Annotated in this window: 17 protein-coding genes and 1 CRISPR repeat array (1 of these 18 only partly in view); of the genes, 11 read left to right on the forward strand and 6 right to left on the reverse strand. The window is 49.5% G+C overall.

Annotated elements, in window-relative coordinates:
- The first annotated feature begins 5 nt into the window (after positions 1-5).
- On the forward strand, positions 6-2,450 hold the full coding sequence (locus tag BEN74_RS03770) for an LPS-assembly protein LptD (protein WP_068912298.1): 2,445 nt from the start codon (positions 6-8) through the stop codon (positions 2,448-2,450).
- Complete coding sequence (locus BEN74_RS03775) at positions 2,450-3,757, forward strand: peptidylprolyl isomerase (protein WP_068912296.1); 1,308 nt, start codon at positions 2,450-2,452, stop codon at positions 3,755-3,757. Before BEN74_RS03770 ends, BEN74_RS03775 begins: the two co-directional genes overlap by 1 nt.
- 115 nt (positions 3,758-3,872) lie before the next feature.
- On the opposite strand, the gene hfq is transcribed toward BEN74_RS03775, so the two are convergent.
- From hfq to tsaE, 4 genes are all read right to left on the reverse strand, one after another.
- Complete coding sequence (hfq, locus tag BEN74_RS03780; RefSeq protein WP_068912294.1) at positions 3,873-4,385, reverse strand: RNA chaperone Hfq; 513 nt, start codon at positions 4,383-4,385, stop codon at positions 3,873-3,875.
- A 92-nt stretch (positions 4,386-4,477) separates the two neighbouring features.
- Entirely contained in the window at positions 4,478-5,422 is a 945-nt protein-coding gene (gene miaA, locus BEN74_RS03785; RefSeq protein ID WP_068912291.1) for a tRNA (adenosine(37)-N6)-dimethylallyltransferase MiaA, read from the reverse strand.
- Between the two features lie 6 nt (positions 5,423-5,428).
- Positions 5,429-7,414, reverse strand: a complete 1,986-nt coding sequence (mutL, locus tag BEN74_RS03790) for a DNA mismatch repair endonuclease MutL (protein ID WP_068912289.1) — start codon at positions 7,412-7,414, stop codon at positions 5,429-5,431.
- The gene (gene tsaE / locus BEN74_RS03795) at positions 7,411-7,881 is read right to left on the reverse strand and encodes a tRNA (adenosine(37)-N6)-threonylcarbamoyltransferase complex ATPase subunit type 1 TsaE (RefSeq protein WP_068912286.1); all 471 of its coding nucleotides are present in this window, start codon (positions 7,879-7,881) and stop codon (positions 7,411-7,413) included. Before tsaE ends, mutL begins: the two co-directional genes overlap by 4 nt.
- 131 nt (positions 7,882-8,012) lie before the next feature.
- Between tsaE and BEN74_RS03800 the strand changes: the two genes are divergently transcribed.
- The 3 genes from BEN74_RS03800 to BEN74_RS03810 all read left to right on the forward strand — a co-directional run bounded on the left by BEN74_RS03800 (position 8,013) and on the right by BEN74_RS03810 (position 9,913).
- Positions 8,013-8,918, forward strand: coding sequence for a pseudouridine synthase (locus BEN74_RS03800; protein ID WP_068912283.1), 906 nt, complete (start codon positions 8,013-8,015; stop codon positions 8,916-8,918).
- Positions 8,919-9,029: 111 nt separating this feature from the next.
- On the forward strand, positions 9,030-9,377 hold the full coding sequence (locus BEN74_RS03805) for a type II toxin-antitoxin system RelB/DinJ family antitoxin (protein WP_068912281.1): 348 nt from the start codon (positions 9,030-9,032) through the stop codon (positions 9,375-9,377).
- Positions 9,378-9,469: 92 nt separating this feature from the next.
- Complete coding sequence (locus tag BEN74_RS03810; RefSeq protein ID WP_068912279.1) at positions 9,470-9,913, forward strand: GNAT family N-acetyltransferase; 444 nt, start codon at positions 9,470-9,472, stop codon at positions 9,911-9,913.
- Positions 9,914-9,946: 33 nt separating this feature from the next.
- Here the strand turns inward: BEN74_RS03810 and BEN74_RS03815 are convergent, their stop codons facing one another.
- Positions 9,947-10,669, reverse strand: a complete 723-nt coding sequence (locus BEN74_RS03815) for a pseudouridine synthase (RefSeq protein ID WP_068912277.1) — start codon at positions 10,667-10,669, stop codon at positions 9,947-9,949.
- Between the two features lie 151 nt (positions 10,670-10,820).
- Here BEN74_RS03815 and BEN74_RS03820 point away from each other — a divergent pair, with 151 nt between their 5' ends.
- Complete coding sequence (locus BEN74_RS03820) at positions 10,821-11,276, forward strand: DUF441 domain-containing protein (RefSeq protein ID WP_068912274.1); 456 nt, start codon at positions 10,821-10,823, stop codon at positions 11,274-11,276.
- Positions 11,277-11,379: 103 nt separating this feature from the next.
- On the opposite strand, the gene cas3f is transcribed toward BEN74_RS03820, so the two are convergent.
- A complete protein-coding gene (gene cas3f / locus BEN74_RS03825) occupies positions 11,380-14,580 on the reverse strand; it encodes a type I-F CRISPR-associated helicase Cas3f (protein ID WP_068912272.1) in 3,201 nt (1,066 codons plus the stop codon).
- 166 nt (positions 14,581-14,746) lie between these two features.
- Here cas3f and BEN74_RS03830 point away from each other — a divergent pair, with 166 nt between their 5' ends.
- The 5 genes from BEN74_RS03830 to cas1f are packed head-to-tail and all read left to right on the forward strand — an operon-like array spanning position 14,747 to position 19,513.
- The gene (locus tag BEN74_RS03830) at positions 14,747-15,907 is read left to right on the forward strand and encodes a type I-F CRISPR-associated protein Csy1 (RefSeq protein WP_068912269.1); all 1,161 of its coding nucleotides are present in this window, start codon (positions 14,747-14,749) and stop codon (positions 15,905-15,907) included.
- Entirely contained in the window at positions 15,904-16,806 is a 903-nt protein-coding gene (gene csy2, locus BEN74_RS03835) for a type I-F CRISPR-associated protein Csy2 (protein WP_068912267.1), read from the forward strand. The genes BEN74_RS03830 and csy2 overlap by 4 nt, the downstream gene beginning before the upstream one ends.
- A 25-nt stretch (positions 16,807-16,831) precedes the next feature.
- Positions 16,832-17,932, forward strand: a complete 1,101-nt coding sequence (gene csy3 / locus BEN74_RS03840; RefSeq protein ID WP_068912265.1) for a type I-F CRISPR-associated protein Csy3 — start codon at positions 16,832-16,834, stop codon at positions 17,930-17,932.
- Between the two features lie 2 nt (positions 17,933-17,934).
- The gene (gene cas6f / locus BEN74_RS03845; protein ID WP_068912263.1) at positions 17,935-18,558 is read left to right on the forward strand and encodes a type I-F CRISPR-associated endoribonuclease Cas6/Csy4; all 624 of its coding nucleotides are present in this window, start codon (positions 17,935-17,937) and stop codon (positions 18,556-18,558) included.
- 1 nt (position 18,559) lies between these two features.
- The gene (gene cas1f, locus BEN74_RS03850; RefSeq protein ID WP_068912260.1) at positions 18,560-19,513 is read left to right on the forward strand and encodes a type I-F CRISPR-associated endonuclease Cas1f; all 954 of its coding nucleotides are present in this window, start codon (positions 18,560-18,562) and stop codon (positions 19,511-19,513) included.
- Positions 19,514-19,609: 96 nt separating this feature from the next.
- Positions 19,610-21,983: a CRISPR direct-repeat array (repeat unit 28 nt; unit sequence GTTTGCCATCGCATAGATGGTTTAGAAG); it runs 955 nt beyond the window's last position.

Consider the following 21,983-nt stretch of genomic DNA (forward strand, 5'->3'; position numbering starts at 1 on the left):
GACAAATGAAGCATCAGTTTAAATTTAATCCTTTAGCGACTGCGATCTTCACCCTTTTATGCGGCGGCTCGGTATCCAGCTATGCGGCATCGCCGGCTTTTGCCGAAGCTGACACAGCGCAATTAAAACAAGCAATTTCTGAGGCCTATCCCGGCCAGCAGTTTTTTGAACAGTATTATGTAGACAAGTCTGCGCCGGAAGCGCAGCAGCGCCAGGGCAGCCGGCTGAGCTCCGCCTACTGCCAAGGCGCATGGGTTACGCCAGTCGCGCCGGACGCCAAATCTATTCCAGCGGATCAGGTGACTTCTACCGTTACAGCGGATTACGGCCACTTTGACCCGAATGGCGACTCTGTGCTTGAAGGCAATGTGGTGATTGACCAGCAAGGCCGTCAAATCCGCGCTGACCAGATTAAAATTGATAAAACCCAGACCTACGCCAAAGCCTCCGGCCGCGTGCAAATGGCGCAGGCTGGCCTGCTCTCTCAAAGCGACTCTATTAACTACAATTTAAAAACCCAGCAGGGCGATTTAAGCAACAGCCTGTATATTGCCGAACAAAGCCATGCGCACGGCAGCGCTGCAAAAATTGCCCGCACTTCCGAACAGACCGTTGAGCTGGAAAATGCGACCTACAGCACCTGCCCGCCTGGCGAAACGCCAACCTGGAAAATTCAAGCCAATAAAATCAAGCTGAATCAGGAAACCGGGCGCGGCGAAACCACAGGCACCAAGCTGTATGTTAAAAATGTGCCGGTCATGGCCGTACCGTATTTCAACTTTCCGATTGATGACCGTCGCACTACAGGCATTTTGACGCCGAGCTTCGGCTTCACCAATGACGGCGGGGTTGAAGTTGGCGTGCCGGTTTATTTAAACCTTGCGCCTAATTATGACGCCACATTAACGCCGCGCTACATCAGCGACCGCGGCTCAATGCTGGAAGGCGAATTCCGCTATTTAACAGAAAACTTCGGCCAAGGCATAATCTGGGGCGGCTACCTGCCGTCTGATGAAAGCTACCGCGATGAAGACCGCAGCGACCTGCATTTCCTGCATCAGTGGAATATCAACAAGCAGTTTTCAACCAACTTAGAATACAACTACGCCTCAGATAAAGACTATTTCACCGACTTAAACAACAACCCGAACTCTAAAACAGATCTGAACCTGCGCCGCGCATGGGAGCTTAACTACAGAAACGGCATTCCCGGCCTAAAAGCGCAGCTGAAAGTTGAAGAATTCCAGACGCTGGATAAAACCGTTAAGGATGAAGACCGCCCTTACGCGCGCCTGCCGCAGTTCCTGCTGAATTACAAAAACGGCAGCCCTTTAGGCCTGCAATATGAGTTCAATCACGATACCGCGTACTTCAAGAAAGATATTTCCGACTTCAACAGCACAAGCGCGGAGCCTAGCGGCACGCGGATCTACAATGATTTCGCAGTCCGCTACAATCACCTCACGCCATGGTCTTTTGTCATTCCGGAAGTATCCGTCCGCAGCATCAACACTTTCTATGATCGGGACACCATCAACGCGCAGAACATCAGCTCTTCAAATGAAAGCAAATCGGTTGTTGTTCCGCAGTTCACTTTGGATACAGGCCTGATCTTTGAAAAAGATGGAAAATTCCTTCAAACCCTGACCCCGCGGCTGTTCTATGCCTATTCACCGTATAAAAATCAGGACGGCAGCCCGAACTTTGACTCGACCACAGCCTCCATCAATTATGACCAGCTGTTCAGCCCGCGCCGCTTTTACGGCCATGACCGGCTGGAAGACAACAACTTTGCATCGCTGGGCCTCAGCTACAGCCTGTTTGACAGCATTGGCCTGGAGCGCTTAAAAGCCGGCGTGGGGCAAAGCTTCTATTTCGAAGACCGCCGCGTAACGCTCAGCAATACCGCAGATGACTTTGACCGCGAGCGCCGCACAGGCCCGATTGTCAATTTATCCAGCCAGCTGTCGGAAAACTTCAGCGTCAGCGCGAACGGCGCCTGGATGTCTAACGGCGACAACGCCCAGCGCGACGTGCAGATGTACTACACCGGCAGCAAAGGCAATCTGTACAATCTGGGCTATTTCAACCGCAAATACCTGCCGAACCGCCAGGATGCCTACGATCAGGTGGTTGCATCATTCATCCAGCCTGTGGACAACAACTGGCGCATTATCGGCCATGCGCAGTACGACCTGGACAACAGCGTAGCGCGCGAATATCTGCTGGGCGTAAATTACGAATCCTGCTGCTGGGGCGTGTCGGTGTACGGGCGCTCTTACTATAATGACCTGGACAATGTGAATGATGACGGCGTCAGTCCAAAACGCGCAATTATGGCGGAATTCACGCTGAAAGGCCTGGGCGGCTTCAACAACAAATTCTCATCTCTGCTCGAAAACCGCATTCTAGGTTTTAAAAACATTAATCAAACTTGGACAGAACGTTAATGAAGACATTACAGTTAAAACGCGTTTTTAAAGCGACAGCGCTTGCTCTCTGCCTTTCCGCATCATTGCCGGCCTTTGCTGCTCAGCCTAAAGATGAAGTTGTAGCTGTTGTTGACAATAGCGTCATTCTGCGCAGCGATCTGGAACAGAGTATTGCCGAAGTCAAGCATCAGCTGCAGGCGCAAGGCAAAACCGCGCCGCCGGAGCAATTTCTGCAGCAGCAGGCGCTGGAGCAGCTGATTATCCGCCAGGCGCAATTAGAGCAAGTCAAACGCTACAATATCAAGCCAGATGAAAAAGGCCTGAATGAAGCAGTGCTAAAGGTAGCCAAGGATTCAGGCGCATCAAGCTTGGAAGCCTTTCAGCAGAAGCTGGATGCGATGGCGCCGAATACCTACGCTGCGCTGCGCGGCCGCATTGCAGAAGACTTGGCCATCAACCGCCTGCGCCAGCAAATTGTAACTTCGCGCATTCAAATCAGCGATTCTGACGTTAAAAACTTCCTGAACTCGCCGCAGGGCCAGGCTGCGGTCGGCAGCCAGGCGCATGTGCTGCATATGCGCATTTCAGGCGATCAGGCCGCCGCCGAAAAAACCGCAAAAGATGTCCAGGCTGAGCTGGCGAAAAGCAATGATGTCAAAGCCATTGGCCAGAAGTTCTCCACTAAAGCTGTGAAAGTTGAAGGCGCAGACATGGGCTACCGCAGCCTGTCGGACATCCCTGCTGAACTGGCGGCGCGTGTAAGCACCCTGCAGGCAGGACAGACCACAGAGCTGATTGCTGTCCGTGACGGCATTCATGTGCTGAAGCTGGTGGAGCGCAAAGGCGGCGACCAGAAAGCCATTGTGCCGCAGTTTCAGACGCGCCATATCCTGATTCAGCCTTCTGAAGTGGTCAGCCCTGAGAATGCGAAACAACTGATTGACAGCCTGTACAGCCGCATTCAAAAAGGCGAAGATTTTGCGGTGCTGGCGGCCACCTACTCCAATGACCCGGGTTCAGCGCGCGACGGCGGCAGCCTGGGCTGGGTAACGCCGGGTGTTATGGTTCCGGAGTTTGACAGCAGAATGAAAAGCACGCCTAAAGGCCAAGTAAGCGAACCGTTCCAGTCGCAATTCGGCTGGCATATCCTTCAAGTCACCGACACGCGCCAGCAGGACATGACCAAAGAATATCAGGAGCGCATGGCGCGCCAAATCTTAGGTGAACGCCAGTTTGATGCGGAATTGGACACATGGCTGCGTGAAATCCGCAATAATGCTTTTGTGGACATTAAAGACCCGAATCTGGACCGCAAGAAAAAGTAAATTTTAAAAGCCAGAATAAATAAAAAACCGGCGCCCGCGCCGGTTTTTTTATTCTGTGCAAATAAGCCGGAAAAAAAAGAGCCTCCCGAATGGGAGGCTCTTTTTCAGCGCTTAATTAACGGTTGTTTTCGTCATCTTGAGCATCTTCAAATTTAGGTTCGCCGTCAAAGCCTGCAGACTGGCCGCCGAAACCGCCTTGACCACCAAAGCCTTGGCCTTGACCGCCGAAGCCGCCCTGACCGCCGAAGCCGCCCTGACCGCCGAAGCCTTGGCCTTGACCGCCGAAGCCGCCTTGACCGCCGAAGCCGCCCTGACCGCCGAAGCCGCCCTGACCGCCGAAGCCTTGACCGCCGAAGCCGCCTTGACCTTGACCGCCGCCGAAGCCGCCTTGGCCTTGAGCGCTAGCAGGAGCGCCAGCTGGACGCGGGTTGCGCGCAGGAACAACGGTAGAAATCGCGTGCTTATAAACCATTTGGCTTACAGTATTTTTTAATAAAACCACATATTGGTCAAATGATTCGATATGACCTTGTAATTTAATGCCGTTTACAAGAAAGATAGAAACTGGAATGCGTTCTTTACGGAGAGAATTTAAGAACGGATCTTGTAAAGTTTGACCTTTAGACATGTTATAACTCCAAAAATAATTAAAAATCAGCGCAAAAACTGCCTTTATTTTTCAATTAAAAATTATAAAAAAGGCAGTAGCTAAATTTTGCTTTATCCGTAACAGTTTCGCAAGTCTTCTTGGGCCTGCTCTGCTGTAAAATATGTAGTAAATTTATGCCGTTCTTGCAAAGATCTTAACCAAGTATATTGACGTTTAGCAAGTTGTCGTGTCGCAAATAGCGCCTTATCCTCCATTTCACGCTGCTTTTCGCCACTTTGCTCACTATTTTGAAGAAATTCGAGTGCTTGGCGGTAACCTACAGAGCGCATTGAGGGCAGATTCTCATCTAAATCGTATTTTATCATCAGATTTTTTACTTCATTTAAAAATCCGATGCGCCACATAATTTCTAATCGTTTTTCTATGCGCTTATGCAATTCTATACGATCCGGCATCAAAGCATAATTATGAAATTTGTATCTATATGGTAAATTTTTAGGCTGCTCCGCCTGCAGCTTGGTAATCGGCTCGCCAGTCAGCTGATAGACTTCCAAAGCGCGGATGATGCGCTGCCTGTCGCTGGGCTTGAATTTCTGCCCCGCCAGCGGGTCTGCGGCGCACAGCTCGGCATATACGGCTTCCCAGCCGTCACGTTCCGCCCGGGCTTCGATTTCCGCCCGCACGGCATAATCCGCGCTGGGCAAATTGGACGACAGGCCTTCCAGCAGCGCCTTAAAATACAGTATGGTGCCGCCCACCAGAACCGGGGTTTTGCCGCGCGCATGCATATCATCAATCAGTGCGCTGGCGTCATCGACAAACTGGGCAGCCGAATAGACTTCCAAGGGGCTGATGATGTCGATTAAATGATGCGGATAGCGCGCCAGCTCCTCTTTGGTGGGCTTGGCGGTGCCGATATCCATATCCCGGTAAACCAGCGCAGAATCGACTGAAATCAGCTCAAAATTACCCTGCTCATACAGCGCGCATGCCAAAGCGGTTTTGCCGCTTGCAGTAGGCCCCATTAAATTGATGACAGGCAGTTGATTTGACATGTACAGCTACTCTCCCCGAGCAAATAATTTATCTAATTGAGCCAATGGAAATGCGCGCCATGTCGGTCGCCCATGATTGCACTGGCTGGCAAATTCGGTCTGCTCCATCTGCCGGAGCAAAGCGTTCATTTCAGACAGGCTTAACAGCCGGTGCGCGCGCACTGCGCCGTGGCAGGCCATGCCCGCCAGAATCTGATCGCGCTTCTGCAGCAGCCCCTGCGCCTGATCATTCGGGTCTAAATCATTCAGCAGTTCAGGAATCAGCGCGTCAAAGTCCGCCTTGTGCAGAATTGCCGGCACGCCGCGCACAATCACCTGCTCATCGCCATACTGGTCGATGTCCAGCCCTAAGCGCGCCAGCTGCTCTTTTAAGTCTTCAATCCGGGCGGCCTGCATCCGGCTGATGGCGACCACTTTAGGAATCAGCAGCTGCTGCGAAGTCCAGAACTCCGGCTTGTCCCAGGCGGCTTTCATCTGCTGCAGCACAATGCGCTCATGCGCGGCGTGCATATCGACAATAATCAGGCCTTCGGTATTCTGCGCCAGAATGTAAATGCCGTGCAGCTGCGCAATGGCGATGCCCAGCGGATGCTCATCCACTTTGGCTGCGATATGGCTTTCCAAAGAGGATGGATTCTGCAGCGCGTCTGCAGGCGCGTCACGCAAAGGCGCCAGATAGCTTTGCAGGGCATTGTTCAGCTTTTGCGAACCGGCATATTGTGACGCATAGCCGGAAGCATAGCTGCCGGAAGAGGCAGGCGCAGCATAGGAAACCTCCTGCGGCTGGGCCGCGCTGAAATCCGTCAGGCCATCGGCCGGCATGACTGCTGCCGGCTCAGGCGCCGGGGCAGCATCCGCCTGCTTATGCAGCTGGAACTGCTCCTGATGGCGCGGCTGCGGCTGATGCGCTTCCTGCACCAGCGCGCCTGCATCCGGCTTCATGGCGGATGACAAGTCCGCAGAGGCCGTTTGAAACTGCGATAAAACCGCTTTGGCGTAATGGCGCACAAACTCATGCACTTCGCGCTGGTTCAGAAAGCGGATTTCATGCTTGGTGGGATGCACATTGACATCAATATTTTCCGGATCGACCTGCAGGAACAGCAGATAGGCAGCATGCTGATGGCCATGCAGAATGCCGTCATAAGCCATGCGCAGCGCGTGCGAAATGGTCTTATCCTTCACAATGCGGCCATTCACATACACATACTGCACATCGGCCTGCGAGCGCGCATCGGAGGGATGGCCCAGCCAGCCGCTGAGGCGCATATTGACGCTGTCGGCATCCAGCCAGTAGGCATTTTCCGTAAATGACCGCCCAAGCAGCTGCTGCACGCGCTGGAAGCGCAGCGCACCGCTGTCTGCAACCGGCAGATTCAGCTTGATGCTGCTGTTGTGCTCCAGCACAAAGCGGATGTCAAAATGCGTCAGCGCCAAGCGGCGGACGATTTCTTCAATATGGCCGAATTCCGTGCCCGGCTTCTTTAAAAATTTGCGCCGCGCAGGCACATTGAAAAATAAATCCTGCACCCGGATTTGCGTGCCTTTTTGCGCTGCAACCGCCTGAATCTGCTGATGATCAAAGGCGGTGCCGTTGACTTCAACCTGATAGCCCACGCCTTCATCGGCTTGGCTGCTGGTCAGGGTCAGGCGCGACACAGCGGCAATCGAGGCCAAAGCTTCGCCGCGGAAGCCCAGGCTGACGATTGCATGCAGGTCATCGGCGGTCTGGATTTTGCTGGTGGCGTGGCGCATCACCGCCAAAGACAAATCATCCGGATGAATGCCGCGGCCATTGTCAATAATTTCGATCAGCGTGCTGCCGCCCTGCTCAACACGGATGATTAATTCCGTTGCGCCGGCATCAATGGCATTTTCCAGCAACTCCTTAACCACCGAAGCCGGGCGCTCAATCACTTCGCCGGCGGCGATCTGGTTGGCCAGCGCCGGATCCAGCGTGCGGATGCGGCGCATGCTGCGCTCTTCCATCATGCGAAGCGGCGCTCCAAAGCCTGCTGCAAAGCTTCGGAAGAGAAGCTTAAAGCCGCAGTGCGCGCCAGATCATCTTCCGATTTTTCAATATTGATGATCAGATCCGCCTTTGGAATTTCATCGCCGCCTTTGGACGGCCATTCAAACAGAAACAGCGCATCCGGCGTTTCCAAATAATCGCGGATGCCCATCAATTCAAGCTCATAGGGGTCATTCAGGCGGTACAGGTCGAAATGGAAAATATCCTTGCCGTGAATGCTGTACGGTTCAACCAGCGTATAGGTCGGGCTTTTCACCGCGCCCTGATGCCCCATGGACTGCAGCCAGTAGCGCGTCAGCGTGGTTTTGCCTGCGCCCAAGTCGCCAATTAAATAAATAACGCCTGCGGTAAAATGCTGCGCCAAAACTTGCGCCAAGTTTTGCGTATCTTCTTCATTGTTTAAAACCAGATTAAATGAATACTGCATAATGCCCGCGACATGAACTTAAAGAGCAAATATGATAGCATCGCGGGGCCTGAAAAGCCTATTGCCCCAGCCCGGATTGTGCATTTTTTACTGCGCCGGCCGCCCAACTTCAAATCAATCAAAGTGCTGACATGAACCCTGCAGAATTTACCCCGCCCATGATCAACGGCGTCAGCGCCAGCAAAGTTTTCCTGCAGCCGGCGGCTGCGGCCTTTCCGACCGTCTACGCCTGCCTGTGCGCGCAATTTTCGCATATTGAACAAGCGGAATGGCTGCAGCGCTTTGAAGATGGACTGGTGTATGACGCTGCCGGCGCAAAGCTGAATATTCACAGCCCCTTTCAGGCCGGCAGCTGCGTATTTTACTACCGCTTTCTGGCGCATGAAATTCATGTGCCTTTTCAGCATCAGATCCTGTTTGAAAATGAGCACTTGATGGCGGTTGATAAGCCGCATTTCCTGACCATGAGCCCGACTGGCCAGTATGTGCAGGAAACCCTGCTGGTTCGGCTGAAAAATCAGACCGGCTTGCAGGATTTAAGCCCCATCCACCGCCTGGACCGCGAAACCGCCGGCGTGGTGCTGATTTCAAAATGCCCGCAATCGCGCGGCGCATACCAGCAGATGTTCGCCGCGCGCAGCGTGCAGAAAACCTACCATGCTATTGCGCCCTATGCGCCGGAACTCAATTTTCCGCACACAGCCCGCCTGAAAATGGAAAATGGCCAGCCCTTCTATACCATGCAGGTGCAGGATGGAAAGCCGAACAGCGAAACAGAAATCCAGCTGCTGCAGCACAGTCAGGCTTGGGCCAAATACCTGCTCAAGCCGCATACCGGCAAAAAGCACCAGCTGCGCGTGCATTTAAGCCACTTGGGCCTGCCAATCAAAAATGACGCCTTTTATCCGGCGGTGCAGCATAAGGCCGATGATGATTTCAGCGCACCGCTGCAGCTGCTGGCCAAGCATATCGCTTTTAAAGACCCGATCACTTTGCAGGACATGCATTTCAGCTCGCAGCAGGAACTGACACTGTAATAGCCTTGTCATTACAGAATATTCAGAATTAATGCGTTTAATTGTTGAAATCCGGCGGTTTTTGATTAAAATAAATGCGAAAAGTTAAGCAATTTAAAGCTTTGTAAAATTATGAGAAAAACTGAAGTTTATCAAATCCGCCTGGACTCCCAAGAGAAGAAACAGGCCTTTGCGGTATTCAAGCACCTGGGCATTACGCCGGCTCAGGCGGTCCGCCTTTTTTTCAAGCAGGTTGTGCTGACCAAGTCCATCCCTTTCTCTATTGAAAATCAGAGCATTAATCTGGAACAGCTGATTAAGCTGCGAAAATTGAAGCAGCAGGATGCCAAAGCCCTTGCGCCGGAACTGATCGGCGCGCTGGATCAGGACGTCCTGCACAGCGAAATCCTGCTTGATGATGAGCATCTGGACCTGTTTGAAGAGCTGAATGCCATTTTGGGTGAAAGTGACAAAAAGTAACACTGTTGCATTTATAAACAATTTAAAAATCAGCCAATTGTGATTTTTCGCTATGCTTCATGCAAAGACTAAAAAAATGCATGGAGAAAGCAATGATTGTTAGACGCGCCGCCGAAGATGATTTACAGCCGCTTGCCGTGCTATTTGATGAATACCGCCAATTTTACGGCGCTTCCTCCAATCTGGAATTATCCTACAGTTTTCTGAAACAGCGCTTTGACAATAAGGAAAGCGTGTTTTTTATCCATATTAAAGATGACGTATTTACCGGCTTTGTGATCCTGTATTTAGGCTTTTCATCTGTCGCCTGCTCCACCTACTATATTCTGGACGATGTGTATGTCAGGCCCGCCTGCCGCCGGCGAGGCTCGGCGAAACAGCTGATTGATACCGCCATTTTATTTGCCCGCCATGAAAATGCCCTGCGCATCACGCTGGAAACCCAGAAAAGCAACTATCAGTCGCACCAGCTGTATGAAAAAATGGGCTTTGTGAAAGACGATGAATTTCAAACCTATCACTTTTTCTTAAGATAAGGCGCGCAGCAGCATAACAGGCGGTTCAGCAGCTCAGCTGGATTCCGCCCTGAACTTCGCCAATGCAGCCTGTTCCGCCGAAAGATAAACCCACTCGCCTTCCGCCAGATCATTTAAGCTGCTGAAATCCAGCTGTCCAATCTGGACACGGCGCAGCTGCTCGACCTTGTTGCCGACCGCCGCCAGCATGCGCTTCACCTGATGATATACGCCCTGATGCACCGTCATCTGCAGCTGGCATTCAGCCAGGCGCTGCACTTCCGTCGCCGCAAAAACGCCTTTTTCATTGCGCAGCTCGACGCCCTGCTGCAGCCGGGCAATCTGCTCATTGGCCACCGGATCTGCCGTATGCATTTGATACACCTTCGGCACATGCTTTTTAGGATGGGTCAGCGCCTGCAGGAACTGGCCGTCATCGGTCAGCAGCAGCAGGCCTGAGGTATCCTGATCCAAGCGCCCCACGCACTGCAGGCCGCGGTTCAGCAGCACATCATCAAATAAATCAAATACGCTGAAATGATGCGTCGCCTGATGCGAGCACTCATAGCCTTGCGGCTTATTTAGGGCAATATAGACTTTTTCTCGGTACTCAAAGCGCTCACCGTAAACCGAAAACGCCAGGCCATTTAAATCCAGCTTATGCTTCGGGTCGGTGACGGCTTCGCCATGCACGCAGACAGCGCCATTCTTAATCAGCTGCTGGCAGTGCTTGCGCGCACCGAAACCTTGCGACTGGAGCATTTTTTCCAACAACATAAACGCGACTCAGGTCAATTTGTGAATTAAGCGCATTCTATACTGAAATGGCGCCAATGCAGCGCTAGGTCAGGCAAATTCAGCTTTACTGCCTGCCAAAATGTGAAATAGGCTACAATATGAGTATTCTCTATTCTCCCCACGGCATTTCATGTCCCAGCTCGATTTAAATTTAATTGTCCTTCTAGTTTTACTGGCCTGCGGCATTTTCAGCCACAATACGGCTGTCACCATTGCAGCCGGGGTATTAATCGTTTTCCGGATTACGCCCTTGAGCGAGTTTTTTCCCTATCTGCAGCAGCACGGCCTGAACATCGGCATCATTATTTTAACTATTGGCGTGCTGACGCCGATTGCCAGCGGCAAAATTCCCGGCGAAGCCATCTTTAAATCTTTTTTAAGCTGGAAATCGCTGCTGGCGATTGCGATTGGGGTATTTGTGGCGTGGCTGGGCGGACGCGGCGTAAAGCTGATGTCCAATCAGCCGGACATTGTTGCCGGCCTGCTGATTGGCACAGTCGCGGGCGTTGCCGTGCTTCGCGGCGTGCCTGTCGGGCCTTTGATTGCAGCCGGCATACTTTCCCTGCTGGTGGGCATTGGCCAATAAAGGCATCCGCAAAAACTGCTGATGCATCTGGCACACATGGCGGATTGGGCACTGTAAATGCGCAGGGAATAAAAAGCTAGATTAGACTCATTCTGCGCATCTGTCATGCGCTACTGACCCCAAAGCCAAAATGATACGTCCATTGCGGCGTCTGATCAGCATACACCGGCAAAGACAGCTTGCAGCCCTCTTCCTTACTGACCTCCATTTCAGCGCACAGCGCTGCCAGCTGCTCAGGATGCAGGCTCAGCCAGGCATTTTCCGGCGCTGCCTCCGATGCAAATAAAACCTGCTTGACCGCCTGTTCATACTTTCCGGTTTCGGGGCTAAATTCCACCGTATTTGCAGGATAATGATAAATCTTCAGCTCATCATCCGCATAATCAAAGCTGTAAACTTCCTGCTTCTGCATATCGCGCAGGCAGGTATCTTTATAAATCTGCTCGGTCATTAGGCAGGCATTGGCATGTTCATCTGAAAACAGCTGCTCGCCTGAAGATGCAAAAAACATGCTGCTGAAATGCTGAATCTGCGCATCATCGAATTCGGCAAATTGACACTGTCCGGTATCAAATCTTAAACGGGCATCAACCACCAAGTCCTTTTGCTCAGACCACGGCAATAAGGCTGCTAAGTCCTGCGTCCTATAGCGGCTGTTTTCAGAGGCATAGCCCTCATAGCCCGGCTTAGTAAATACCGCCTCTTTTTTAGGCTGCGCCCTGTCCTGATTTTGGCAATAGCGGTAATTAAACTGCGGAATTACAATATTCGGGCTTTGCACGGCATTCAGGCGGTGGCGGTTGACCCGGCCGGCAGCCTGCACAATTGACTGAATGCTTGACGCATCAATCACCGCCCAGTCAAAATCATGATCCCGCCCGACTTCTTCCACAGGGGTTGCAATCACAATAAAAGGCACATCTGCAGATTCAGACTTCCTTACAATTTCAAGAATTTCATCATCATTAAAAATATGCTCATTGCCTGTGGGGCGCTTGGTGCCATTTTTATGGCGGGTCAGCAGAAAATCCAGCCGGCGCTCTTTGTGGAAGCGGGAAATCAGCCAGTCATTGGCATGGTAGCAGGCGATTTGCGCATGGCGGAGCGCTGCGGATAGATGCTTAGCCAATGCAATGGCATGCTTGATATTGGCCACCCGAATCAGCCCAAAAGACACTTTTTTGCCAGCCTTTTTAAATGTCCAGCTGTGCTGCTGATGCAGGCTTTCAGCCTGTTCAAGAATGGTCTGCTTCCAGCCCGCCACAGAAAGCTGATCAATGACGGCCAGCTTCGCCAGGCGGTAAGGCTGCTTCGCTTTTTCCGCTAAAACTGCCTGCAAGTCCGTTAAATGCTGCTGATAGCTCTGCATAAAATCGGCTGGGCGGTCTGTGCTTTGCAGTGAAATTTTTGGCTTTAATTCATTATCCGCAATCGCGAGAATGAATTTCTGCGGCGCTTTCAGCAAGGCTGCGCGCATTTCAATGCCGGATTCAAAAGCGCGGTAGACACTGTCCGCGACCGCCGCTGAAAGGGTTGCCGATGAGCAGATCACATGCCGCCCGTACATGGCCGCCAGCTGCACCAGCCTCAAAACCGCCATTAATGACTTAGGCTCATAGCCGTCAATTTCATCTAAAATCAAATCGCTGCTGATGATTCTAAGCAGCGCTTTGACATGATGCCCCTGCCGGTGCGGTTCTCCCGCGGCAATTAAATAGTCAATGGTTGAAACCAGCAGAGGCGAAGCCAACACAGTTTGCGCCGTTTTATCGGCGGTTTTTCTGCCTTTGACCTGTTTGGTGAATAATGGATGCAGCCATGCAGGAATCTGCAGCTCCTGCCCATAGGCATCAAACACAGGTTCGGCCAGATTCTCATCTTCATCTGCACCTTTCTCATCTTTTTTGCGCTGATTGAACAGATGCTGGCTGACCTGATCGCCAATAATGACGGCAATTTCATCATCCGACAGGTTCATCGCGCTTTTTAACGCCTCGCCTGTCTGCAAAGTCAAGGAGCGCAAATTCAGCGCAATGGCAATCCGCGGGTCTTCAGGCCGCAGGATGCAGGCAGCGCGCAAATTCATGCGGGTTTTGCCGCTGCCTGTTCCTGCAATATTCAGCATAAGGCATGGAGCATCAGGCGTTTTGCTGATCTGCTTCTGCAAGGCATTGGCCGCATGGTTTTGCCACTGAAAGCGTGGCAAGGCTGAAGGCTGGCAGATATATTCCACAGTTTGCTGGCTCAGCCCTGCCAGATTCAGATCTGTGGCCATTTTCGCTGCAATATAGGCAGAACGGTCACCGACCTGCTGCAAGTGCCAATCCAGCGGCTGATCCTGCATTCTTGCCTTTTTGCCCTGCGCTGTATTTTTTATTTTAGTATTGGCGAATAAGCTGACATTTTCAGGCTTGGCTTCAGAATACTGTTCTGCTGAAACTATATGATCGGCATGAATGAGCGCTGCCCGCGCATGCAAGGACAAGGCTTTCCAATACAGCGTATTGTCCTGTACAGATTCGGCCATTTTGCTTAAGCGCGCCATGCGGTGCTGATGGCTTTTAAAAATGCTTTCCTTGATTTCTCCCGCGCAGCTCAGCTGTTCAATGCAAGGGTTATTTTCCCGCACATGCAGGGATGCATTTGGATACCAGTCCCCTTTAGCATCGCCCAATAGTCCATGATGCGTGACAACCAAATAATCCACCGCCTCCAATTCATTCAGTAAAAATTCTTTTTTAATTTTCTGGCGGTTTCCCAATGTTAAATCTTTGATATTTCGATCAAGACTTTCCCAAGCCTGCTGCCAATTCCAGCCATTGCGGCGCAGCTGCTGCAGCAGTTTCATTGAAAGCCATTCATGGCGGACATCGTCCCGGACTATTTGCCCCGCCATACTGGGGCTGAGCTTGTTCTGAAAATGCCGCGATGCTTTGCCAATATCGTGCACATCGCCCGCTGCCCCTGCGAGCAGGCTGGCGGCCCGCACCCATTCTTCAATTTGGAGCTGCTTTTGCTGTTTGGCGGTGGATGCGACAGGATAAGCGCCCTCTAAATTAAATTTGTGTTTTGAACCGACAACCCAAGCCAGCTTCATGCGGCGCATGCCGTAATTGACATAGGCAGCAACGGCAGTTTGCCGGGTTGCTGTTTTTTTTAATGCCGCGCGGATTTCCTTTAGCCCTTCTACCGTCATTGGAGCTTGCCATGAGCTTTGCCCTGTCCGGATGGCATAGCTGTCTAGGACTGCACGGGTCTTTTTTAAGGCTCTTTTTTCGCAGGCGGAGATAAATATTGTATGCATAATCTATATTCTAAGAAATATTTAAAACTATGTTTATCAATTCTTTCTAAATTTCAAAGGCTTTGACGACATATATTGTCGCCTTAATCCTTAAATCTGGTTGCTTTCATCTTCAGACTCCGCTATTAATAATTTAAATATAATTTTTAATAACTTAGAGTAAATCATGCTAAAAGATACAGGGGAAAATATATATCAGCAAGCACTTGCTGAATCTGTTCACTTCAGTTTAAAAACCACAAATTCCAATATCGAAAAAGGCGGCCTTCGGCTCGCTCAAAGCCAAGCTTTAGACTTACCCTATATTTCCGCCCGAACTTTATTGGCAGATAATTTACTCGTTCCAACTGACTACCAAGCCAATGCAGGAAAAACCGCCACAATTTTCAAAGCGGTTAAAGCCGCCCAGCTGAATGAAGATCCATCAGAAGCAGAGGATGAATTTAAGCGCAATGCAGCAGCCCTCAAACCGCACTTAAAAACAGCTTTTTCCCAGCCCTTTTCAGCCGGCTTGGACAATATTGACATCCGCATGCGTCAGCTGCTGATTCCTAAAGATGGCGGATACTGCTCCATCAGCCCGCTTTCAGCTGCCGGAGTGAATCTTTTACTGAATGCAGAAGTCGATGCGCTCAAAGAGCAGCACAAAATTGCGGGAAAAAACTCAAAGCTTAAAAATATACAGACCGCTGTTTTTGGCATTGGCGGCTCCAATCCGCAAAATGTCGGCAGCTTAGTGCGGGCCATGCAGCGCCCGATTGTTTTAGCTTCTCCAAGCTTAAAACCTGAAACGCGCATGGCCTTCCAGTACTTCTATAAAGGCTTTGATTATGAGATTTCCAATGCCTATATCAATCATGAGATGTATATTGAACTGACGGACTATGCCAGCAAGCTGATTGAACAGCAGAAATTAAGCAAAGCGCTTGGTTTCCATGATGCTGGCGTTTATGCGCCTTTCTCCACAATGGAAAAGCGCGGCGAAGAGCTCTCCACAATCAGAAAAGTACTTGATGATGTATTGGCACAGGGCCAGCGCATTTTAGCCATTTTAAAAACTGTTGAAGATCAACTGCCGGCACATAACGCGCTGGAACGCAAGTCTTTCTGGAGCCATCCGCGGGTTTCCACGCTTGCTCAGGGGCTGATTAATCCGGAGCTTCAGCAATTTGATGACTGGAAAATTTTATTTGCCGATGATCTTGCAGCGCGGATTATCAAACACCGGTATTGGAAAAAAGAGATAAAAAATAATGTGGAGATCACGCTGTCAGAGGCGGATGCAAAAAGCTTTCTGTCACGCCAGATTCAGGAGCTTTTGAAATGAGCAGCTTTATCGTCATTCCCTATATTAAAGTTCAGGCTGCCAACTTTCAGAGCAGCGGCTTAATGATGGGCGGCGCACCGCTTATGGCTGCGGCGATGTTCAGCCACAACCTGGCCCGTCAAATCGGCTGCGATGATGAAGGCTTTCATTATGTTCATCATGACATGCAGCGGCTTGGCGGTGAAGCTTATGGACGCTTTACCCCCGCGCAAAGACGCGGCGCGGCGTTTATTGGCAAAACGGACTATTCCTCTAAAAATAAATATGCATTGTCGCTGCAGCCTACGGCCAGCTGCCACTTGCTGTTCAGTCTGGTAATTCAATTCAGCACCCGGCGGCCAGACATAGATACACTGGTTCAGACACTCAAACGCAGTAAATTTGCGGGCGGCCATATTCTTGAATTTGGCCAGGTAAAAAAATTTACTGATGCGCAGGAAGCGCTGCAGCAGATCCGCTCGGGCTTTTTAATCCGTGACCGCCATGACCTTTTGCAAAGCTATCAGCAAGCCTATCAGGTCAGCCGCCTGCAGGCATTTACTCAATTGCTGGCGCATCGCCCGCAGGCTAAAAACAGCGATACGCCTGTATTGGAACATTTGCCCAATGAAACACTGGCGTGGCTATCCGCCGCAACTTTAGGCTATGCCCTGCTGGAACAGCCGACAGCTGAACGCTCAGGCATCCGCCATGCCGATGATCAAGAACAGACCACGCATGCCTATGCCGAACCCCTGACAGGGCTGATTCAGTATCAGTCGCTGAATCATGTCCTGAATGAAACCGGCCTGCAGGACTCGATTTACTCTGAAGATTATCTGGATCAGCTGCAGTGGTCACACGGCTGGATTCAGGATGACGTTTTTTTATTACAGCAAGCACAACACACTGAAAATTAATTGAAATTTAAAAGGAATAAGCATCATGTCCAAGACTGAAAATTTTAAAAAACTGCCAGGCAGCCTGTCTTTGCAGCGCGGCACTTTAATCAGCGATGCAGCTTTTTACCATCTGCATGCAGATGGCGCTGAACAGCCCCTGCATGTGATGTATCACGGCATCCGCGGCACGCAGAACGTTGCAGGCAATAAAGAAAAAGGCGCGGCAGCCGGCAATTCAGTCGCGCGTGAAGTATCAAATATTCAAATGACCGAATCAGCTAAGCTGCTGCCCAATTCGAAGCTGCTGGTAAAATGGGATTTGCGCTTTATTGACCTGCAGCATATTTTATTCGCCTGCGCGTCTAAAGCCGGTGCAGACAAGCAGGATGAAAAGGATTTCCGTGAAGGCTTTAAAGATTTCGTGGAAAAAGCCAAAGACAGTGAAGGCATTCAGGAAGTTGCGCGCCGCTATGTGCGCAATATCGTCAATGGCCGCTGGCTGTGGCGCAACCGCAGCATTGCTGAGCATATTTTAATTAAAGTCAGCGAAACGGTTGAGCATGAAAACAGTCAAACTGTAAAAAACTATAAAGCAATTGCTGAATTCAGCGCCTTAGATTATGGCTTAAAATCGTTTGATGATGCATCCAAGCAGGAACAGCTGCTGGCGGATATTATTGTAAAAGGCATGCGCGGCGATGTCAGCGCCGGCTTGCATATAGAAGCGGTTATTGACTTCGGCATGGGCGGTGTAGAAGTATTCCCTTCACAGAATTATCTGGAAGATAAGCCTAAAGGCTTTTCACGCTCACTGTATCAAATTAACCCGGTAAAGCCCGAGCGCCAGGCAAAAGACAATCAATTTTTAGGGCAGGCTGCCATCCGTGATCAGAAAGTCGGCAATGCGCTGCGCACCATTGACACGTGGTATCCGCGGTTTATTGAAAATGATTCCAAGCCGATTCCTGTAGAGCCGAATGGCGCCAACTTGGATGCGCAGGACTTTTTCCGTGTCGATAAAGGCAAAAAAGAATCCGCTTTTGACATTTTAAAAGAAGTCCGCACCTTAGACCCGAACAGTGACCGAGGCATGTTCCTGATTGCCTGCCTAGTCCGCGGCGGCGTTTACTCTGAAGGAGAGTAAGCATGCAAGCGAATTTTTATCTTGATATCCGCATTATGGACAGCGCAGATGACGGAGAGCTGACCCTCGCCCATCTGCGCAATCAGATTTACGGCATTGTTCATGCTGTTTTCCGCCAAATGCCGGCCAAATTTGCGCTGGCGCTGGAAATATCGCCGCGCCAGCAAAGAAAAATGCAGGCAAAAGAGCTGAAATACGGCTATCCGGCGCTTCCGCATTATGATGTTCTGCGGATTTTTGCTGCGGAGCAAAATGACCTGGAACAATTGCTTGAAAAGATTAAAGGCCACTGGAAGATTCGGGATTATGCGGTTTTGAATAATCCTGCAGCTGTTCCGGCTGCAAAAGTGACGGGGCTGCGCAGCTATTTCCGCTTCCGCATACCGACTTTAAAAGCGGAGCGTCATTTGCAGAACAATCCGGTGCAGGAAAGCCTGCATGCACGGCGCTTAAAAGAAGCCAAAAAGCTGCCTTATTTTAAAGTGGCCAGCCAAAGTACAGGCCAAACATTTACCGTGCCTGTCCGCTTGGAAGATACTGCAGAAACAGGCCAAGGCCTGCCTGATGGCTATGGCTTGGCGCGCCAAAGCCAGCCCTTTGCCCTGCCTGTATTTGAGGTGAATTAAAATGAGCGATCTCCGTCAGCAGCGCAGCCGCGCATTAATGCTGTCCAAACGCGCCTGCGTGTTTTATCTGGAACGGGTGCGCGTGGCTCTGAAAGATGACCGGATTGTCTATCTGACGGAGAACCTGCAGCCGGTTGAGCATTTTTATAATATTCCTGAGAAAAATACCGCGTTTTTATTACTGGGCAAAGGCAGCTCGCTCACTGACGCTGCGGCCCGGCGCCTTGCTGAGTCTAATGTGATGGTAGGCTTTTGCGGCTCAGGCGGTTCGCCTTTATTTTCATCGCTGGATTTAACTTTTCTAGCGCCGCAAAGTGAGTACCGCCCAACCGAATATATGCAAATCTGGATGAAAGCATGGCTGGATGATGATGCGCGCCTGCTGATGGCTAAGGTTTTACTGTCTGAACGGATTGCGATTGTCGAAAAGGCTTGGAGGTGGAATCCTGTTTTGATTCAGCATGGCATTGCTTTGGATGCAATTTCCAAACAGCGCTTTCAGCAGGATATTGACGCCGCCAAAGATCAGACGGAACTGTTGGCTGCCGAAGGCCGCTGGGCAAAATCGCTATACAAGCAATTGGCAGCTGGCTTCGGCTTTGAATTCAGCCGTGAAGAAGGCAAAGCGTCGCATGACTCTATGCGCGATGTTGCTAACAGCTATCTTGATCACGGCAATTATATTGCCTATGGCTATGCTGCGGTAACCTTGAATGGGATGGGCATCAGCTTTGCCCTGCCGATTTTACATGGCAAAACCCGCCGCGGCGGTTTAGTTTTTGATATTGCAGACTTGGTAAAAGATGCTTTTGTGATGCCTCAGGCTTTTGCATCTGCAAAATTTGGCCATAATCAGAAAGAATTCCGCATGCAGCTGATTGAGAGCTGCCAGGATAATGATGTATTGGATTATATGTTTGGCTTCATTTCCGACATCTGCAATAAAATTAAGTAATTTCAAATATTTAAGAAATTATGCTTTTTTGATCTATTTTCACTCTTTAAAAGCTTATATTATTGTTATCTAGAGTTTTTTTAGGTAAAGGCTCCAGTTTGCCATCGCATAGATGGTTTAGAAGTTTATTAACATAAGACTTATCTGCATGTTTTGGTTTGCCATCGCATAGATGGTTTAGAAGTGACGGTTTCATTTCCACCTGGCCCATGTCGTGTTTGCCATCGCATAGATGGTTTAGAAGTGAATGATCAGGCGCAGTCTGAGCGCGAAGCCGTTTGCCATCGCATAGATGGTTTAGAAGTTTAGAGTTGGTGAAGGCAATAATCACGAGGAGTTTGCCATCGCATAGATGGTTTAGAAGTCTATAATCCAACCGACCCCCTCAACAAGTGCGTTTGCCATCGCATAGATGGTTTAGAAGTTTGTCTTATCAAAGAAAGATTTATTTTGAGCGTTTGCCATCGCATAGATGGTTTAGAAGAATATGATTTGGTTAAAATATAAGATGGCTTTGTTTGCCATCGCATAGATGGTTTAGAAGTTTAGGTGTTTTAGGAACACTTGAATTTGAAAGTTTGCCATCGCATAGATGGTTTAGAAGGTACTTATCAAACCAAATCAAAGAACATGACTGTTTGCCATCGCATAGATGGTTTAGAAGTTTAAAAGATGGTACAGGTTCACGTGTAGAACGTTTGCCATCGCATAGATGGTTTAGAAGACCCTGTTAAAAGCGTGGATTCATAAACAATGGTTTGCCATCGCATAGATGGTTTAGAAGAAACCTGTTGTTAGGTCAATTGACGTATCACCGTTTGCCATCGCATAGATGGTTTAGAAGTGAAACCAGATAAGCCGCTTTTGAATTGAGATGTTTGCCATCGCATAGATGGTTTAGAAGAGTAGGCGAGATTCTGAAATTGCTGGTTTAACGTTTGCCATCGCATAGATGGTTTAGAAGATAAGACCGCCAATAATTGCAACACCGGCCAAGTTTGCCATCGCATAGATGGTTTAGAAGAGGATAACACCTGGTCAAATGTAATATTTTGCGTTTGCCATCGCATAGATGGTTTAGAAGGTTTTCGGAATCAAAGCAAGCCCTTCTCTGATGTTTGCCATCGCATAGATGGTTTAGAAGGTACACATTTTTACCGTACTGGTTTTTACCATGTTTGCCATCGCATAGATGGTTTAGAAGTCTTTCCCAAGTTGTGGCGCCAACAATTGGCAGTTTGCCATCGCATAGATGGTTTAGAAGATAGTGCAGAAAGCCAACGAGATCAAGGCTCAGTTTGCCATCGCATAGATGGTTTAGAAGTTCATATATTGGTGATCCTAAATACGATTCACGTTTGCCATCGCATAGATGGTTTAGAAGTGAACCATTGATTTGTACAGATATTTTTTTAGGTTTGCCATCGCATAGATGGTTTAGAAGAATAATCCTGTTTCTGATGCTCCGGCACCAAAGTTTGCCATCGCATAGATGGTTTAGAAGAAAAGTTGCTCAACAGCAACTGAAAGTGCATAGTTTGCCATCGCATAGATGGTTTAGAAGTGGAGCATTTGGCCTTGGTTGCTAGTGAAATGGTTTGCCATCGCATAGATGGTTTAGAAGAAACCAATTTGCAAGAATTTGAAACACAATCAGTTTGCCATCGCATAGATGGTTTAGAAGTGGCGGTTGTGCTTCTTGCAAATTGATTTGGGGTTTGCCATCGCATAGATGGTTTAGAAGAAGATCAGAAGCAGAAACGGGAACTTGAACCTGTTTGCCATCGCATAGATGGTTTAGAAGGTAAACCTTTCGGGCAAAGCGTTTAGAGCGTTGTTTGCCATCGCATAGATGGTTTAGAAGAAGCCCCCGACACATACAGCATTGAAATCAGAGTTTGCCATCGCATAGATGGTTTAGAAGTACAAGTGCGACGATGATATATAACGTTGTCAGTTTGCCATCGCATAGATGGTTTAGAAGAAACCAATTTGCAAGAATTTGAAACACAATCAGTTTGCCATCGCATAGATGGTTTAGAAGTTTGCGGGCTAAAGCACAGCCTGAACCATTGAGTTTGCCATCGCATAGATGGTTTAGAAGTGAAACCAGATAAGCCGCTTTTGAATTGAGATGTTTGCCATCGCATAGATGGTTTAGAAGAATATAATATGATCATAATAATCACAAATCTGGTTTGCCATCGCATAGATGGTTTAGAAGTTAATTCTTGTGATGGGCAAGCTTCTCTTGATGTTTGCCATCGCATAGATGGTTTAGAAGGAGATCTGAAGCAGAAACAGGAACTTTAACTTGTTTGCCATCGCATAGATGGTTTAGAAGATACGCTTCAGCATAGGCGTACCGACTTTTATCGTTTGCCATCGCATAGATGGTTTAGAAGTCAATAACTGTTACCACTGAACAATCAGCTAAGTTTGCCATCGCATAGATGGTTTAGAAGAACTG

It is taken from the genome of Acinetobacter sp. WCHAc010034, assembly GCF_001696615.3.
Taxonomy (GTDB): domain Bacteria; phylum Pseudomonadota; class Gammaproteobacteria; order Pseudomonadales; family Moraxellaceae; genus Acinetobacter.